General features: G+C 36.4%; 14 protein-coding genes. 9 read left to right on the top strand and 5 right to left on the bottom strand.

Annotated elements, in window-relative coordinates; all coding sequences use genetic code 11:
• The first annotated feature begins 434 nt into the window (after nucleotides 1-434).
• The 6 genes from QOX35_RS13565 to clpB all read left to right on the top strand — a co-directional run bounded on the left by QOX35_RS13565 (nucleotide 435) and on the right by clpB (nucleotide 8,559).
• Nucleotides 435-1,259, top strand: a complete 825-nt coding sequence (locus tag QOX35_RS13565; RefSeq protein WP_135107011.1) for an ROK family protein — start codon at nucleotides 435-437, stop codon at nucleotides 1,257-1,259.
• 47 nt (nucleotides 1,260-1,306) lie between these two features.
• Nucleotides 1,307-3,289, top strand: coding sequence for a glucosamine-6-phosphate deaminase (locus QOX35_RS13560; RefSeq protein ID WP_283687392.1), 1,983 nt, complete (start codon nucleotides 1,307-1,309; stop codon nucleotides 3,287-3,289).
• 88 nt (nucleotides 3,290-3,377) lie between these two features.
• Nucleotides 3,378-4,187, top strand: a complete 810-nt coding sequence (gene nagB / locus QOX35_RS13555) for a glucosamine-6-phosphate deaminase (protein WP_135107007.1) — start codon at nucleotides 3,378-3,380, stop codon at nucleotides 4,185-4,187.
• Between the two features lie 165 nt (nucleotides 4,188-4,352).
• Nucleotides 4,353-5,132, top strand: coding sequence for an IclR family transcriptional regulator (locus QOX35_RS13550; RefSeq protein ID WP_283687391.1), 780 nt, complete (start codon nucleotides 4,353-4,355; stop codon nucleotides 5,130-5,132).
• A gap of 4 nt (nucleotides 5,133-5,136) precedes the next feature.
• Nucleotides 5,137-5,784: a DUF1349 domain-containing protein gene (locus tag QOX35_RS13545; protein ID WP_283687390.1), complete on the top strand. Its 648-nt coding sequence runs from the start codon at nucleotides 5,137-5,139 to the stop codon at nucleotides 5,782-5,784.
• A gap of 183 nt (nucleotides 5,785-5,967) precedes the next feature.
• Nucleotides 5,968-8,559 carry an ATP-dependent chaperone ClpB gene (clpB, locus tag QOX35_RS13540; protein WP_283687389.1) on the top strand — a complete coding sequence of 864 codons (2,592 nt, stop codon included), beginning with the start codon at nucleotides 5,968-5,970 and terminating at the stop codon, nucleotides 8,557-8,559.
• 73 nt (nucleotides 8,560-8,632) lie between these two features.
• On the opposite strand, the gene QOX35_RS13535 is transcribed toward clpB, so the two are convergent.
• The 5 genes from QOX35_RS13535 to QOX35_RS13515 form a co-directional block, all read right to left on the bottom strand.
• On the bottom strand, nucleotides 8,633-11,104 hold the full coding sequence (locus QOX35_RS13535; protein ID WP_283687388.1) for a bifunctional UDP-N-acetylmuramoyl-tripeptide:D-alanyl-D-alanine ligase/alanine racemase: 2,472 nt from the start codon (nucleotides 11,102-11,104) through the stop codon (nucleotides 8,633-8,635).
• A gap of 13 nt (nucleotides 11,105-11,117) precedes the next feature.
• Nucleotides 11,118-12,098 carry a GSCFA domain-containing protein gene (locus QOX35_RS13530; protein WP_283687387.1) on the bottom strand — a complete coding sequence of 327 codons (981 nt, stop codon included), beginning with the start codon at nucleotides 12,096-12,098 and terminating at the stop codon, nucleotides 11,118-11,120.
• A 193-nt stretch (nucleotides 12,099-12,291) separates the two neighbouring features.
• A complete protein-coding gene (ahpF, locus tag QOX35_RS13525) occupies nucleotides 12,292-13,842 on the bottom strand; it encodes an alkyl hydroperoxide reductase subunit F (protein ID WP_283687386.1) in 1,551 nt (516 codons plus the stop codon).
• Nucleotides 13,843-13,908: 66 nt separating this feature from the next.
• The gene (gene ahpC / locus QOX35_RS13520; RefSeq protein ID WP_135106925.1) at nucleotides 13,909-14,475 is read right to left on the bottom strand and encodes an alkyl hydroperoxide reductase subunit C; all 567 of its coding nucleotides are present in this window, start codon (nucleotides 14,473-14,475) and stop codon (nucleotides 13,909-13,911) included.
• Nucleotides 14,476-15,017: 542 nt separating this feature from the next.
• On the bottom strand, nucleotides 15,018-15,344 hold the full coding sequence (locus tag QOX35_RS13515; RefSeq protein WP_283687385.1) for a hypothetical protein: 327 nt from the start codon (nucleotides 15,342-15,344) through the stop codon (nucleotides 15,018-15,020).
• Between the two features lie 461 nt (nucleotides 15,345-15,805).
• On the opposite strand from QOX35_RS13515, the gene QOX35_RS13510 reads away from it, so the two are divergent.
• From QOX35_RS13510 to QOX35_RS13500, 3 genes are all read left to right on the top strand, one after another.
• Nucleotides 15,806-17,353, top strand: a complete 1,548-nt coding sequence (locus tag QOX35_RS13510) for a vitamin K epoxide reductase family protein (RefSeq protein ID WP_283687384.1) — start codon at nucleotides 15,806-15,808, stop codon at nucleotides 17,351-17,353.
• A 5-nt stretch (nucleotides 17,354-17,358) separates the two neighbouring features.
• Nucleotides 17,359-18,075, top strand: a complete 717-nt coding sequence (locus QOX35_RS13505; RefSeq protein WP_283687383.1) for a glycosyltransferase family 32 protein — start codon at nucleotides 17,359-17,361, stop codon at nucleotides 18,073-18,075.
• A 99-nt stretch (nucleotides 18,076-18,174) separates the two neighbouring features.
• Entirely contained in the window at nucleotides 18,175-18,390 is a 216-nt protein-coding gene (locus QOX35_RS13500) for a TIGR04149 family rSAM-modified RiPP (RefSeq protein WP_283687447.1), read from the top strand.
• Nucleotides 18,391-18,472 lie beyond the last annotated feature (82 nt).

Genomic DNA, 18,472 nt, shown 5'->3' with positions numbered 1-18,472 from the left:
AATGCCTAAATTCAAATAAAGTTAGCTTTCTGTTATTTTTGTTCTACGAAGATAATAAATAAAAATGTTTTGCGATCAATAGGAGGTTGTTATTGCCTGTTGGGAGGATAATGTTTAATGTGTCTTGTTTTAATAAAGGATGAAGTTTTTATTAAAAAAATTAAATTAAAAGGAGTGAAGGTTAAAATCGCAAAGCTTATTCGTTTATTTTTAGTCTCATATGATGTCATATTTAAATAATAACGAAAGTAAATGTTAATTAACATTTGTGCTGATGGATATTCTTAGAATGCTCTGTATATTTGTATTACCTGACGATTTATTATGAAAAATGAGTAAAATAAGGATGTCCGGCAGCTTTGGCGATGATCACATGAATGAACATTAATTGTGTAATTGCATTATAATAACATAACAGGCGCATGTAGTTTATTATGAGAATCGGAATAGATATAGGTGGATCAAAAATCCGTATGGCAGTGGTTGATGGCGGGCAGATATATAAAAAAATAGAAGCTCCTACGAATGCTGCTGAGTCAGAAGAAGCGATCCTTGCTAACTTGTGTGATATGATCCGCAAGATAATGAACTCAAATATTAGAGGGATTGGCATTGGAGTTCCATCCGTTGTTGATGCAGAACAGGGAATTGTATATAATGCTGTGAATATTCCATCTTGGAAAAGAGTCTACCTAAAAGATATTCTGGAAAAAGAATTCAGAATTCCTGTTTTTGTAAATAACGAGTCTAACTGTTTTGCTTTCGGCGAGCGTTATTATGGAGAAGGCACAGCTTACCGGAATATTGTTTGTGTGACTCTTGGTACCGGGGTAGGGGCAGGAATTATCATCAATGACGTATTGTATAACGGAAATAATACCGGCGCCGGAGAAATAGGCAGTCTTCCTTATCTCGATGCCGATTATGAATATTATTGTAGTCGCAAATTTTTTGATCGTAATAATATTTCCGGTCGTGATGCTTTAAACATGGCTTTGGTTGGAGATACACAGATGATTTTACTGTGGGAAGAATTTGGTAAGCATATCGGCAAACTGATAAATGCTATCTTGTTTACTTACGATCCACAAGCTATAATACTAGGGGGTGGGCTCTCGGCAGGATATCAGCTGTTTTCGGAGAAAATGTTTGATGTGATTACGACCTTTCCTTATCCTGAGACAATAAAGAGAATGAAGATACTACTATCTCGTAAAGAAGATATATACCTACTTGGAGCAGCTGCTTTAGTTGTTTGATTTTTTATAATAAATATTTACAATAGAACCATTAATAAATTTTTAATATGAGATTGGATTTAAGTTCGCAAATCGTATTAGATCGGGTGTCACCACGATATTATCGTCCCGAAAATGAATTTGAGCTTTCTGCTTTAACTCGTTTCGAGAAAGTACCCACCCAAATATATGAATCTTCAGTAGAGGCTTCACTAAGCATCGCTAGAGATATTGCGCGTAAGATTAAAAACAAAACTATTGCCGGACAAAAATTTGTTTTGGCACTTCCCGGAGGACATTCACCTCAAACTATTTATCAAGAGCTGATACGTTTGCATAAAGAAGATGGACTAAGCTTCAAAGATGTTGTAATATTCAATATCTACGAGTTTTATCCCCTTGCACCTCAGTCTAGTGGTAATCTCAAACTACTGAAAGAGTCTTTCTTGGATTATATAGATATTGATCTGAACAATGTATATTCTCCTGATGGACAAGTACGCAAAGAAGAAATATTGAACTATTGTAAAGCCTACGAACAGACTATACAAAACGTTGGAGGAATTGATTATTTGTTATTGGGATTAGGTCGTGCCGGTAATATCGGAATTAACATTGCCGGATCGAGTATGAATTCAAATACTCGCTTAGTCCTGTTGGATCAGCAGTCGAGAAAAGAAGCTATAAACACATTCGGATCTTTAGAGCAGGTTCCACCTAGTGCAGTAACGATGGGGATATCTACTATTATGAGAGCTCGTGAGATAGCTCTTATCGCTTGGGGTGAGGATAAAGCAAAAAGTATAAAAGATGTGGTAGAGGGTCCGGTTTCTGAGTCTGTTCCTGCTTCATGCTTGCAAGCTCATCCAAATACAACTGTGCATATCGACCTGAATGCGGCATTTAGTCTGACTCGTATAAACCAACCATGGTTGGTAACAAGCTGCGAGTGGACTAGCAAAATGATTCGCAGAGCTATTGTTTGGCTTTGTTTCAAAGTGAATAAACCGATCTTGAAATTAACCAATAAAGATTATCAAGATAATAGCCTCGAAGAGTTGTTAGCACTATACGGTTCTGCTTACAATGTAAATATCAAGATATTTAACGATCTTCAACATACAATTACCGGTTGGCCCGGAGGTAAACCAAATGCTGACGATACTAATCGTCCTGAACGAGCAACTCCGTATCCAAAAAAAGTAATCGTTTTCAGCCCGCATCCCGATGATGATGTAATCTCTATGGGAGGAACATTCAAGCGTCTTGTTGACCAGAAGCACGATGTGCATGTGGCATACCAGACATCAGGTAATATTGCGGTAGGCGATGAAGAGGTAGTTCGTTATGTTTCTTTCTTAGAAGATGTGAGAAATAAATACGATGCCAATAATGAGGTATTGAAGAAAAAATATGCTGATGTTTTGCAGTTTTTATTGCAAGATAAAAAAGAAGGTGATGTTGATACCGCAGACATTCTTTTCATGAAAGGGCATATTCGCCGTCAAGAAGCTACAACAGCTTGTCGCTATGTAGGAGTGCAACCTGAAAACGTTACATTCTTAGATCTTCCATTTTATGAAACCGGCCGTGTGAAGAAAAATCCGATTTCAGAAGCAGATGTAGAAATCGTGAAAAACTATTTGGTAAGCGTACAACCTCATCAGATATTTGTTGCAGGTGACTTGGCTGACCCACATGGAACTCACAAAGTGTGTCTTGATGCTATACTTGCTGCTATTGACGAGCTAAAGGGTGCAGAGTGGCTCAAAGAATGTCGTATATGGATGTATCGTGGTGCTTGGGCTGAGTGGGAAATTGACCATATTGAAATGGCTGTGCCTATCTCTCCTGAAGAACTTCGTAAGAAAAGAAATGCAATATTGAAACATCAATCGCAAATGGAGAGTGCTCCGTTCTTGGGCAACGATGAGCGTCTCTTCTGGCAACGTTCCGAAGACAGAAACCGTGCTACAGCCGAATTGTACCGACAATTAGGATTGGCATCTTACGAAGCTATTGAAGCATTTGTAGAATATCATCCTTTATAATATCATTACGAAGACAAACCTTTTAGTATATTGTACTAAAGGGTTTGCTTTGTTTTTTATAAACTAACATATTTAAGATTTAATAATCATGAGATTAATTATTCAACCAGATTACGATTTACTTTCGCAATGGGCGGCAAACTATGTAGTTTCTAAGATTAAGGCTGCAAATCCAACTGCTGAAAAACCTTTTGTGTTAGGATTGCCTACCGGTTCTTCGCCTATGGGTATGTATAAAGCGTTGATAAAGCATTATCAGGAAAAGAGAGTTTCCTTTCAGCATATTGTCACTTTCAACATGGATGAGTATGTGGGTTTACCGAAAGATCATCCGCAGAGTTACCATACTTTTATGTGGAGTAATTTTTTTAGCCATATAGATATCAATCCGGCAAATGTAAACATGCTGAATGGTAATGCATCAGACCTAGAGGCTGAGTGTGCGGCTTACGAAGCTAAAATGAAGGCTGTAGGCGGTGTTGATTTGTTTTTGGGAGGGATTGGTGCAGATGGTCATATTGCTTTTAACGAGCCGGGATCTTCGTTGTCTTCTCGTACTCGTATAAAAACGCTGACACAGGATACTATAATTGCGAACTCACGCTTTTTTGATAACGATGTAAACAAGGTGCCAAAAACATCAGTCACTGTTGGCGTTGGAACAATTCTTGATGCTAAAGAAGTGCTAATCATGGTGAATGGTCATAACAAAGCCCGTGCTTTGGCTCAGGTGGTAGAAGGTTCTATCAATCAGATGTGGACTATCACAGCTTTGCAATTACATCCTAAAGGAATTATTGTTTGCGACGAGATGGCAACTTATGAACTAAAAGTAGGAACATACAATTACTTTAAAGATATTGAAGCTGTAAACTTAAATCCGGATAGCCTCCTTTAATTTTTGCAGTATTAACGATATGTAAGCTGTGTACATTTTTGTATGCAGCTTTTTTTATTGAATAAGCTTTTGATATTTATTCAAAATTTATATATTTATCCTTATATATGGATTGAATCTATATATATGTATTATTTATTGTTTTTGTGTATAAATATAGATTGAATGGAAAATAGGAATGTATCGATGATAACCAAGTCGATGGAGTTGCTTGAGCTTTTGTCGGAGCATCCTCAAGGACTGACTTTGCAAGAAATTGTTGGGCTTCTCGATTATCCAAAATCATCCATTTATAAAATAGCGACAAATCTTCTCGAGATCGGTTATATAGGGCGAGAACCCGGTAACTTTCGTTATTTCCTTTCCCGAAAATTACTTTTGCTCGGACTTAAAGCTGTAAGTAGCTACGATATCATTGAGATGTCGGAAGAATATATGAAGCGTTTGCGTGATAATGTCGGAGAATCGGTCATGATAGGAACACTTGTTGATGCAGAAGTGGTTTTATTGAAGCAAGTGCAGGGGAATCTAGACTTTGTGTTCATCTTACAGCAAGGGATGCGCTTCAATCTTCATTCTACTGCTCCGGGGAAAGTATTACTGGCTTTTATGTCGGGGAAGAAACAAAAGGAAAAACTTTCGGAGATACGCTTTGAAGCTCTGAATGAATACACGATAACAGATAAAGAGCAACTGGAGAAAGAGTTGAATAAGATAATTCAGGACGGATATGCAATAGATCTGAATGAGACTGTTGAAGGTGTGCATTGCATTGCAGCCCCCATATTTGATGAAAAAGGAAATGCAATAGCCTGTATTTGGACTTCGGGTCCGGCAGGACGCTTACCAAAAGAAATAGTGAAAAACATAGGACTCCAGATTAGGGATACAGGATTGGAGATATCTCGTAATATCGGATATAATCGTAAATTAAAAACAAGATAGAAAAATGAAAAAAATCGCAGTTAGTTTATTTGCTGTAGTATTAGCCCAATTTGCTTCAGCACAGAGTTTAGAAAAAATGCAATGGTTTAATGAACCTGAAAAATGGGAAGTGAAAAATAAAACATTAAGTATGTTTGTAACACCTCAGAGTGATTATTGGCGTATATCTCACTATGGGTTTACTGTCGATGATGCTCCTTTTTATTATACGACATATGGAGGAGAGTTTGAGGTGAAAGTAAAAATTACAGGAGATTACAAAGCTCGTTTCGATCAAATGGGCTTGATGCTTCGTATAGATCACGAAAACTACATCAAGACAGGGATCGAATTTGTAGATGGAAAGTATAATTTAAGTACTGTGGTAACTCATAAGACCAGCGACTGGAGCGTTATTGAATTGGATAAAAAGATATCTTATGTATGGATCAAGGCTGTAAGACGTATTGATGCAGTGGAAGTTTTTTATTCTTTCGATGATAAGACATATACTATGATGCGTAATGCTTATCTGCAAGATAATACTCCGGTAATGGTAGGTTTGATGGCCGCCAGTCCCGATGGTAATGGTTTTGAGGCTAAATTCGAAAACTTTAAGGTGACTCACTTGCCTGATCAAAGGAGACTGAAATGGCTGGAAAATAATAAATAACCGTCAGTAAAAGTAGAATACACGATATGAGAGGCTATCCTTCAGGGATAGTCTCTTTTTTATATTCTGTTCGTTATCAGGTATAAAGTTGATTGCTGACATTTTGTCACTATTGTTGTTTGGCAAGTAATTTGAACTATAGAATATAAATACTATAAATAACGAAATAAAGAAACTAAAAATATGAATTTCAACAATTTTACAATCAAATCTCAAGAGGCTGTTCAAAAAGCAATTGAGATAACGAAAGAGAAAGGACAGCAAGCTATCGAGCCTGCTCATATTCTACTTGGAGTGATTATGAGTGGTGAGAATGTTGTGAATTTTCTTTTTCAAAAGCTTGGAGCTAATCCGGCGTATATTACTTCTGTGCTTAATAAAGAAATAGACTCTTTTCCGAAAGTATCGGGTGGGGGCGAAGCATACTTAAGCCGCGAAAGTAATTCAGCTTTGGACAAAGCAATGGATTATGCTAAGAAAATGGGAGATCAATATGTATCTATCGAGCATTTGCTGTTAGGTATTTTGGCTAGTAAAAGTTCGGCTTCGCAGATATTGAAAGATGCGGGAGTTTCAGAAAATGAGTTGCAGCAAGCTATAAGTGAGCTGCGTAAAGGTAGTAACGTAAATAGCCAAAGTGCAGAAGATACATATCAGTCTTTGGAAAAATATGCTATCAATCTGACTCAAAGAGCAAAAGACGGGAAACTTGATCCCGTGATTGGTCGTGATGAAGAAATTCGTCGGGTACTTCAGATTCTGAGTCGTAGGACAAAGAATAACCCGATACTTATCGGTGAACCCGGTACAGGAAAAACAGCTATTGCAGAAGGTCTTGCTCATCGTATTGTTCGTGGTGATGTGCCCGAAAATTTAAAAAGCAAACAAATCTATTCTTTGGATATGGGTGCTCTGATTGCAGGAGCTAAGTACAAAGGAGAATTCGAAGAGCGTCTCAAATCGGTAGTAAACGAAGTGACAAAATCGGAAGGGGAGATTATTCTTTTCATCGACGAAATACATACTCTGGTGGGCGCCGGTAAGAGCGAAGGTGCTATGGACGCAGCCAATATTTTGAAGCCTGCCTTAGCTCGTGGAGAACTGCGCTCGATAGGAGCTACCACTTTGGACGAATATCAGAAATATTTTGAGAAAGATAAAGCACTCGAACGCCGTTTCCAGATAGTGATGGTAGATGAGCCAAGCGAAGTGGATGCAATATCTATCCTGCGTGGCTTGAAAGAGAAATATGAAAACCACCATAAGGTACGTATCAAAGATGAGGCTATTGTTGCTGCTGTCCAGCTATCGAGCCGTTACATTACAGATCGTTTCTTACCCGATAAGGCAATTGACCTGATGGATGAGGCTGCTGCCAAATTGCGAATGGAAGTGGATTCTGTTCCCGAAGAACTTGACGAAAAGAGCCGTCGTATCAAGCAACTAGAGATTGAACGAGAAGCTATCCGTCGAGAAAATGACAATCAGAAAGAAGCTGAACTGACTAAAGAAATCAGTAAACTCAAAGAAGAGGAAACAGAACTTAAAGCAAAATGGCAATCAGAAAAAGACGTCATTAATAAGATACAGCAGAATAAGATAGATATTGAGAATGCTAAGTTTGAAGCTGAAAAAGCAGAGCGTGAAGGTGACTATGGTAAAGTCGCAGAATTGCGTTACGGCAAAATAAAAGAACTGGAAACAGGCATTGCTCAACTCCAATCTCAATTGCATGACATGCAAGGCAATCAGGCAATGGTAAAGGAAGAGGTCGATTCTTTTGATATTGCAGATGTTGTTTCTCGCTGGACAGGTATACCTGTGAACAAGATGCTTCAAAGTGAAAAGGATAAGTTGTTAAACTTGGAAGAGGAACTGCACCGAAGGGTTGTTGGCCAGGATGAGGCTATCTCTGCCGTATCCAATGCTATTCGCCGTAGTCGTGCCGGGTTGCAAGACCCGAAACGTCCGATAGGTTCGTTTATATTCTTGGGTACAACAGGTGTCGGTAAAACTGAACTGGCAAAAGCCTTAGCGGAGTTCTTGTTCGATGATGAGAATATGATGACACGTATAGACATGAGCGAATATCAGGAGAAATTCAGTGCTACTCGTCTTATAGGAGCACCTCCGGGATATGTAGGTTATGACGAAGGAGGACAACTTACCGAGGCTATCCGCCGTAAACCCTATTCAGTCGTTCTTTTCGATGAGATAGAAAAAGCGCATCCCGACGTGTTTAATATTCTGTTGCAAGTGCTTGATGATGGACGATTGACAGATAATAAAGGACGAGTGGTAAACTTTAAGAATACGATTATCATTATGACATCCAATATGGGATCTCCACTGATTCGTGAAAACTTTGCAGGTATTACGCCAAAGAATCATGATGAGGTAGTAGAAAGAACCAAGAAGGAAGTTCTCAATATGTTGAAAGTTAATATTCGTCCTGAATTTCTGAATCGTATTGATGAGATAATCATGTTCGAGCCATTAACTTTGAAAGAGATAGAGCAGGTTGTTCGTATTCAGCTCGATGGCGTTGTCCGCATGCTGAAAGGAAACGGTGTCGATCTTAAATTCGAAGATGAAGCAGTCAATTGGATTTCTCAAATGGGATTCGACCCAGAGTTTGGCGCACGTCCTGTAAAAAGGGTTATTCAGCGAATGGTGTTAGATCCGCTATCGAGACAGTTGCTTGCCGGTACTATAGATAAATCGAAGTCTATTATAATTGATATGAGAGATGGAGAGTTAGATTTTAAGAATTAAGTATAGTGGATATATATAATAATAAAGGCTGCAAAAACGCAGCCTTTATTATTATATATATGCTTAACGAAACTTATTCTTTATAATAAATATGTTTTACCCTGCTAGAGATAGACGTTAGTATCTCATAAGGGATTGTATTTATTTCCTTAGCCAAATCTACGACAGATGGATTTTCGCCAAAGATGACTACCGAGTCTCCTTCTTTCACATCTACTCCGGTAACATCGATCATTGATAAATCCATACAAATATTTCCAACAATAGGTACCATGTGCCCATTCACCAATACCTTACCAACTCCATTACCAAACTGACGACTAAGCCCATCGGCATATCCGATACGGATAGTTGCTATTGTGGCATCTTTATCGAAATGACCTTTACGCCCATAACCAACAGTTTCTCCGGCCTTGATGTATTTGATCTGCAGGATGGTGGTCTTCAAGGTACATACGTTACGAAGTCCGTTCAAACCACTTGCACTTACTCCATAAAGACTTATACCCAGCCTCACCATGTCCATTTGCTCGTTGGGGAAACGTTCTATCCCTGCCGAATTAAGGATATGTTTCATTACCTGATAGTGGCAGTTCTTCTCTATTTCTTTCGTTATTTTCTTAAAGGTTTTGATCTGATCAACTGTAAAATTATCAAAGTTCCAACTTTCACTTGCCGCTAAATGAGAGAAGACAGATTGGATACGTACTCCTGTTTGCGACTTAATACGCTCCATCAGTTCAGGAATATCTTCTTCTGTAAATCCTAACCGATGCATTCCTGTATCTATTTTGATATGTATCGGATAATTTGTAATCCCCTGCAATTTGGCTTCCTTTATAAAAGCATCCAATATTCTGAAATTATACACTTCGGGTTCGAGTGCATACATCGCCAACTCTTCAAATCCCCCTACTTCGGAGTTGAGAACAATGATAGGAACTTTTATTCCTTGTTTTCTCAAGAAAACGCCTTCTTCTGCAACGGCAACGGCCAGATAATCGCACTTATGATACTGCAACGTTTTTGCTACCTCTGTCGCTCCTGTACCATAGCCATCGGCCTTAACCATACATACCATTTTGGTTTTAGGGTTCAGTCTTGATCTATAAAAGTTATAATTGTGAACGATTGCATCTAAATCTATATCGAGCACTGTTTCGTGCGTTTTCACCTCCAGCAGTTTATTTATACTCTCGAAAGAGAAACTACGTGCCCCTTTCAGCAAAATAAACATATCATGGAAATCGCTCCATATATTCGAATGGATAAAGTCATTGGTCGTATTGAAGAAATGCATTTCACCATTCTTAAACAATTCCTTATATGTAGAAATTTCTTTACCGATACCGATAAGTACATCTATTTTTTTATTCAACACCAGATTCGATGCCAAATAATACAGTTCTTTAGGTACTAACCCCGACTGTGGAATATCTGATATTATAAGCACCTTTCGCTTTTGGCTATCCGTTGCCCTTTGAGCCAGAAAGTCAAGAGCAATTCCCAAAGAGTTTATATCAGAATTATATGTATCATTTATCAGTATTGTATTATTTTTCCCTTGACGTACATCAAGACGCATTGCAACAGGCTCAAGACCGGCCATACGCTGATTTATATCGGGTAAAGACAAGTGCAAATAAATGGCAGTAGCCAATACATGGATAGCATTTTCGATAGCTGCATTATCAGCAAAAGGAATCGTAAACTGAGAGGCCATTCCCAGAATAGAATAATGAATGGTCGTACAATTTCCGAGCTTCTCAACTTTCATTATATGCAATGGGCTTTTGTTAGATCCCTTGCGAGACCATGTCAGGCGTTTGTGAGAAAGACAGGCTATCTCCATACATTCGTCTACAAGCTCATTCTCTTCTTCACAAATAATGACATCGCAGTTTATAAAAAGCTCCAGTTTCTCGAGACATTTTTGTTTCATAGATTTGAAACCTTCCTGATGAGCCTGTCCGATATTGGTAAATATACCAATAGTAGGATTTATAATCGCCTCGAGCTTTGCCATCTCTTCAGGTTGAGATACCCCTGCTTCAAATATGCCCAACTGCGTATGAGTATTCATCTGCCAAACAGAAAGAGGTACACCAATTTGAGAATTATAGCTCCGAGGAGAATGCGTAATATTAAAATCATGATGAAGTACTTGATAAAGCCACTCCTTCACCACTGTTTTACCGTTACTTCCTGTAATACCAATAACAGGCACATTAAACTGATTGCGATGATATGCTGCTAGACGTTGAAGAGCAAATAGCGTATTTACCACTACAAGAAAGTTTGCATCTTCATATTCTTCCCACTCGGGTTGTAAATCAGATACTACAAAGTTACGAACGCCCAGCTCATACAGCTCGGAAATATACCGATGTCCATCATTATTCTTAGTCTTAAGGGCAAAGAATAATGTTTCGTCGGGAAAAAAGACCTGACGGCTGTCAGTAAGTAGAATACTAATGGCAGTTTCGTTCAGATCGGTTGGCATAGCATCAATTATCTTAGCTACCTGATATATAGAATATTTCATTCTTCTTTTTTAATTAAGATCTGTTTTCCAAATCCACAATTTCTTGTTCGCAACAAATGTATGGATATTTCTTATTGAAGGCTTTCAACTTTAACAAAGTTTGCCTTAAAAAATGCTTATAATCATCACTTTGGTTATTTATAGGTCTATGATTTAGAGCCTGGTATATTTTTTGCCATTCTTTTATTATAGGGGGAGCTTCTTCATCAAAATGTGTCTCTGACAATCGTTGCCAGATATATTTAATTGCTATTTGATTTGGATGAGTCATGTCTTCATCATAGAATCGATAATCACGTAATTCATCCAAAACAATTTCATAAGAAGGGAAATAATGCAAACCTTCTACCATGCTACAAATTTTATCTACAGCCAAAAGCAAAGTAGATTTGCTCAACTGGTTATCATGGGCTCCATCTTTGAGGTGACGAACAGGACTTACCGTGAACACTATTCGCAACGATGGATTTATTTTTCTCAAATCCTTTACCAAACCTTCCCACTCTGCTAAAATATCTTCAACAGAAAGACGAAAACGTTCGAATTCAGCAGCAGGCAGCTTATGGCAATTACCAACTACCATATTCTCTTTCAAAGAACGAAAGACATACGCTGTTCCAAATGTAACAAAAAGAACATCGGCCTTGCGAATATCGTTTGATCCATTCATCAAACTATGGTTTATCCCTTGCAGGCATTTATCCTTATCTACATCTGAAAAAGACCCATGATGCCAAAAACTTTGATAAAGTCCTTTGTATTCAAAAATTTCTTTTTCTGTAAATACCTTTTGATCGATAAGCAGCCTCAAAGTCTGACTAATGGATAAGGGATTGTAGAGAATCCCGAAAGGATTGAGATTTGTATTGAATTTATTTTCCAAAAACAACCTTCCCATATTCTCAGAAAAACAAGAGCCAAATATCATGATATGACTCTTATGAGATATCTTAAAGTCTGACGTTGGAATTTCTATTTTTGTTCTGAAGTCCATATTTTACAAACACTACTAAACACAAGTAAAGGTAAAAAGATTGCATGGAATTATTCGAAACTTTATCTTAAAGTTTTATCGTATTTTTTAATTCATACATTTACAGACAAAAAAAATTACAAGCAACATATACCTGTAATTTTTCCTTCTTCAATCTCTCGTCATACAGACGATAAAATATACTATTCTTATATCAGATAACTCCCCGCATACGGTCTTCGAATGCCGAAAGGGAAGCCTTCGCTCCTTCGCCCATTGCTATTATAATTTGTTTAAATGGCACAGTTGTGACATCTCCTGCTGCATAAACGCCGGGTATGCTCGTACGGCAATGAGTATCGATGGCTATTTCTCCAAAACGATTCACGTCCACTAAGTCTCTAAAAACAGAACTATTAGGAGCCAATCCGATCTGCACAAATATGCCGTTCAGATTGACGATGCGTTCGTCACCGGTAGTACGGTCTTTGACTTTTATTCCGGTAACCTTCTCGTCACCGATTACCTCTGTTGTTTGGGTATTCAGTATGATCTCTACATTAGGGAGGCTTTTAGCTTTTTCTTGCAAAATCTTATCAGCCTTAAGTTCTTCTGCATATTCAAATAGAGTTACCTTAGTGCAAATACCCGCAAGATCTATTGCGGCCTCTACTCCAGAATTTCCTCCACCTACAACAGCTACTTCTTTACCTTTATAAAATGGTCCATCGCAATGAGGACAGAAAGCAACTCCTTTTCCTATATAATCCGATTCGCCGGGTACATTGAGTTTTCTCCAACTCGCCCCTGTAGCTATTATCACAGCGGGAGTAATTATCTTTTCTCCGCCTACAACGGATATTGTTTTTTTACCATCAATCAACGCCACTTTCTCTACCTTTCGATGCTCGAGTATATCCACAGGATAATCTTGCAAGTGTACTTTGAGGTTGTTCGACAGCACTTCACCTGTTGTCTTGGTAACAGAAATGAGATTTTCTATTCCTACTGTTTCCTTTACTTGTCCTCCTATGCGTTCAGCCAACAAAGCCACCTTTAAACCTTTACGAGCCGAGTAAATAGACGCGGCAACTCCTGCGGGACCTCCACCTATTACAGCTACATCATACTCTCTGACTGTTGGATTATTATCTGCCACTTCTTTACTTCCATACTGATCTTCGAGTTTAGATAATAACTCGCCGAATTCGCCACGACCAACATGAATCAATTTACCATCAGCAAATACAGCAGGAACTCCTTGCAGCTTAAGAGCATCAACCTCTTCCTGATTTATCGCTCCATCTACCATCTCGTGATATATCTCAGAGTTGAGAGTAGCCATAACATTAAGTGCCTGAACAATATCAGGACAATTGGTACACGTCAGCGATACATAAGTAGTAAGATGTATAGGCCCCCGAAGAGCTTTAACTCTGTTTACAACAAATTCGTCAGGGATATTCTTCCCCTTGCCGTCACTGTTCAGTATAGCCAATAATAAAGAAGTAAACTCATGTCCGTTAGGTACTCCTCTGAATTTAATACGTGTATCTTCTCCATTTTTCAATAAAGAGAACTCGAGCCCTTCACCTTTATTAATCTGACAGGAAATATTATCGGAACAAGAAGCCACATCATCGAGAAGATCGACAAGTTCACGATAGGAGTCATGCTGGTCGAAAGCTGTAATATTTAATGTATACTGATTTTTCAGTTCAGAGAATATCGAGCGTAATTGTTCTTTAAAAGATGAATCTAACATGTATTTTATTTTTAATTAGGTTGATTTAAAAACCGGCTCTGTTAAGCCGGTCTGCAAATTTGAATATTAAATCTTACCAACCAGATCTATACTTGGCTTGAGTGTTTCTTCTCCTTTTTTCCATTTAGCAGGACAAACTTCACCGTCGTGTGTTGCTACAAACTGAGCAGCTTCCACCTTGCGAAGCAATTCGTCTGCATTACGCCCAATTCCATTGTCATGGATTTCGGCAATCTTAACTTGTCCCTCAGGATTTAGAAGGAAAGTTCCTCTATATGCCATTCCTTCCTCTTCGATCATCACGCCAAATGCACGGCTGAGTACCCCTACGGTATCAGCTAACATCGGATATTTGATCTTGCGAATACTTTCGGATGCATCATGCCAAGCTTTATGCACAAAATGTGAGTCTGTACTTACAGAATAAACCTCTACTCCCATTGCTTGCAGTTGATCATATTTGTCAGCTACATCAACAAGTTCTGTTGGGCACACAAAAGTAAAATCGGCAGGGTAAAAGAAGAAGATTGCCCACTTCCCTTTTACGTCTTCATGTGTTACTGTTTTAAAAGCTCCATTGTGATAGGCTTGTACTTTAAATTCTGGTAATTGTAAATTAATAATAGGCTTCATAATAAATTTTATTTATATTTAAATTATACTTATGTTTTTTATCTATACATCGCAAAGGTATATAGTTTTTATTTATACACAAATATATTTTAATAGAATTTATCTATAAACCTATTCCTATGCTTCCGATGATAGAATATTGGAATTGATTGTAGAACGATGGATGTAGATTAAATATTTATAGTCTTAGCTTGGGTAATTAGGGAGCGAAAAGGGTGCTTGTGGGGTAAAACAAAAAGAAAGACTGCTATAATTAAGCAGTAGAAGGGATGAAAGCCATTAAGGGCAAACGTATGCTGTAAAACCAATAACAATTAAAATAAAGAATATAAAAGCAAGAATATACATAACTATTGCAAAAATCTTATATTCATTTTTCCAAGCTATATAGCCAATTATTATTAGAATAATTGCAATGGAGAATCCTGATTGCTGTAAAATCTTCATTACACTCATAAAATAAATATAATAAAACACATTAAGGAAATATCCGAATTACGAATCCGAAGAAACAAAAGTATCTTTATTTTACAAACAAGATATTATTCTTTTGACATTTCTTCTAAATAATAAGTTGAGTTAGGAATACTATCTGGAAATATGTTTTGTATATCATATTTTCCTCTTTCAGAGCCTAATTCTTTTGCTTTTAATAGATAATATAAAGCTAAACATCTAGTTTTATTCTCTAAACTGTCTATAGGTTTATTTTCTGTAAGGGTTAATGTTACAAAAACATCATAATACGCATCCGGATAATCATATTTATTAGCCATCTTTATTGCATAATAACAAAAATCCTGAAGTCTTTCTTCTGAAAAATAATGAGCTCTTACTTCACTGTATGCAAATTCATCATTTTCATTCAAGGCTTTATCTATTAAGCTGCGTAGTGTCTTGTCATCCTTAATTAAAGGTGATCGGCTATCACAATTACAAAATAGTAGGCAAAGGCAAAATATTATACTAATTTTTCTCATATCTACTTCCTTATCTCCATGTTATGAAATAAAGGTAATATAAATAATATAAGATGTATACGAAAAGAGAGAGAATATAAAGAATGTATCTCATTTTACCCAAAAGGTATCCTATTTAACACATAAAGATTGTATACTGATAAAAAAAGTCATATTAAACCGAACATATAAAAAGAATAACAAACAAACAAACAGTATTTTAAGAACAATACACACATAAAAAAAATCATATTATCAAAGTATAATGAATCGTAACCCACATGTTTTATATAGCTTTGTATTATCGAAAGACAAATTAAAATGCCCCAGCATAGTTAACACTTAATACCTAATACGCTCTTAGTTTTGATATGAGAAATATATTTACGACATTATTAGGATTACTGAATGTAAAACACACTCATTCCTATTCATCACGTTTTTATAACGAACATCCTCATAAATACAATTTATATGGATTATCGAAAATACTTTCTGATTACAACATAGAAAATGTTGGAGTAAAAATCAATAATAAGGAAGATGAAATCTTTAATATAGAAGCTCCTTTTATAGTCTATTTAGGTACTGATTTTGCAATTGTATATAAGATAACACCTGTGAAAGTTCATTATATATGGAAGGAGAAGAAGATGGAGCTCTCTGTTGATAACTTCTGCAAATTATGGAATGGAGTTACCCTGTTGGTAGAAATAAATGAAAAATCGGCAGAGCCCAACTATTTGGAGCATCGTAAACAGGAGCGATTATCTTTAGTTCAAAATATATTATTGACTGGAGCTATTTCTATATTAATTATATTAACCTTTATATCTAATCTAACATACAATAATATTGGTTCAATCTTACTAACAGTTTTAAATTTAACGGGACTATATATAGGTTATTTACTTGTTCTTAAACAAATGAATATTCAGAGTAATTATGCTGATAAAATCTGCTCCCTTTTTAGTCAAAAAGATTGTAATAATGTTCTTGAATCAAATGCCGCAAAAATAGGAGGATTTATAGGATGGAGTGAGATAGGTTTTGGATATTTCACAGCTAACATTATTATTTTACTCTTTTTGCCAAATTATATCATATATCTTGCTCTTATCAACATTGCAGCATTACCATATACTTTATGGAGTGTGTGGTATCAAAAATACAAAGCTGGACAATGGTGCCCTCTATGTCTTATCATTCAAGCTCTTTTATGGTCTATATTTATTGTAAACCTAACCTTTGAATTTATTAAAGTTCCACAATTTACAGTTATAGATATTTTATTAATAGCTTCCTTATATATAATTCCGGTATTGACAACGAATATTATTATACCTAAGCTAATTAAATCAAATAAACAGGAACAAACGACTCAAGAACTGAATAGCATTAAAACTTCAGAAACAGTTTTCTCTACCCTACTCAAGCAGCAACCTCATTATGATGTAGACCTAAACACTTCTAATATATTATTTGGAAACCCAAAGAGTGACATACTAGTTACTATTCTTACTAATCCGCATTGCAACCCTTGTGCAAAGATGCATGTTCGTGTAGTAAATCTATTAAAACAAACAAACAACTTATGCATACAGTACGTATTCTCTTCATTTAGGCCAGAATTAGACTCTAGTAACAAATTTTTAACATCTGTCTATTTTGAGAAAACTGAAAGAGATAAAATATTTCATTTGTGGTTTGATAAAGGAAAGCATGATAAAGAAAATTTCTTTAAAATATATCACTGTGATAATGATAATAAACAGGTGACACTTGAATTTGAAAGGCATAAAGAATGGAAGAGTAAGACAGGGATCGTTGCAACTCCGACTATCCTTGTAAATGGATATAAATTACCGGATAACTATAAAATCGAAGACCTTAAATATATTACAACAATAAAATCTTAAATCAAATGAATGAAATACCTAAAATTATTCATCAGATATGGTCTGGAATTAATGAACCTTTACCCCGACCATTCAAAGTATTAGGTGATACATGGAAGCGTGATTATCCTGATTGGAAGTATGAGTTTTGGGACAATGAACGCATAAATAACTTTATTCAAGAATATTACCCTCAATATTGGGATATATATTGTAGATTTCCCTTCAATATACAAAAATGGGATGCTATCCGCTATCTTATTTTAGACAAGGTAGGGGGAATGTATGTTGATTTTGATTATGAATCAATCCAACCAATGGATCAATTTATTAAAGGAAAGAAATGTTGTTTTGCATTGGAAAAGGAGTTGCCATCATCACCCTATCTAAATAATCTATATTTTAACAATGCCCTCATGCTGAACATACCAGAACATTCTTTCATGAGAAGAATCATCGAACAGGTTTTCTCCGAAGAAACATTAGCTTTTGATACAACATGGAAGGTTAGTTGTGTATTCAACACAACAGGCCCTCACAAATTAGTTAAAACTTATAATAATCTGACAGAACAAGATAAAAAAGAAATATATCTGATTCCTGCAAAATATGTTTCTCCATTTACAGGCCATGAGGCTAAATTAGTTAGGACAGGAACTGTAAGTCAAGAGCTGGAAGATTGTTTAGAGGAAGCTTATGCTGTACACTATTTTTGTAGCAATTGGGCAATTGATGAAGCTTGAAGTAATATATTATATTTATTGTTAAACTGTTGGACAATAGGCAATAATCTGATCATTTATTGTAGGCATAATCAACAGAAATTGATAAACACATTTATTATGAAAAAATTAAGTAAATTATCATTGAAAAGCGTTTCAGAGATGACTGATGAAGAAATGAAGCTTGTTGTCGGTGGTGCTGGATCAGGAAGTTGTTGGGTAACATGCTACTCCGCGAATGGTGGAAGAGAAAATGCTCCTGATTGTTCAACACAATCTCAGGAAGATGCATGTCATTTTCATGGAGGCTCGACCGGGACATGCGTATGCCCTTAATATATCTATAAATCTAATGAGATTGGGCAATCCCAATCTCATTATTACATAAATACAGAATGAGATAAGATTATCTATAATA

This window comes from Dysgonomonas sp. Marseille-Q5470 (assembly GCF_951230145.1).
Taxonomy (GTDB): Bacteria; Bacteroidota; Bacteroidia; order Bacteroidales; family Dysgonomonadaceae; genus Dysgonomonas.
Note: the sequence above shows the minus strand (reverse complement) of the source record. Positions and strands in the feature narration are given on the sequence as shown.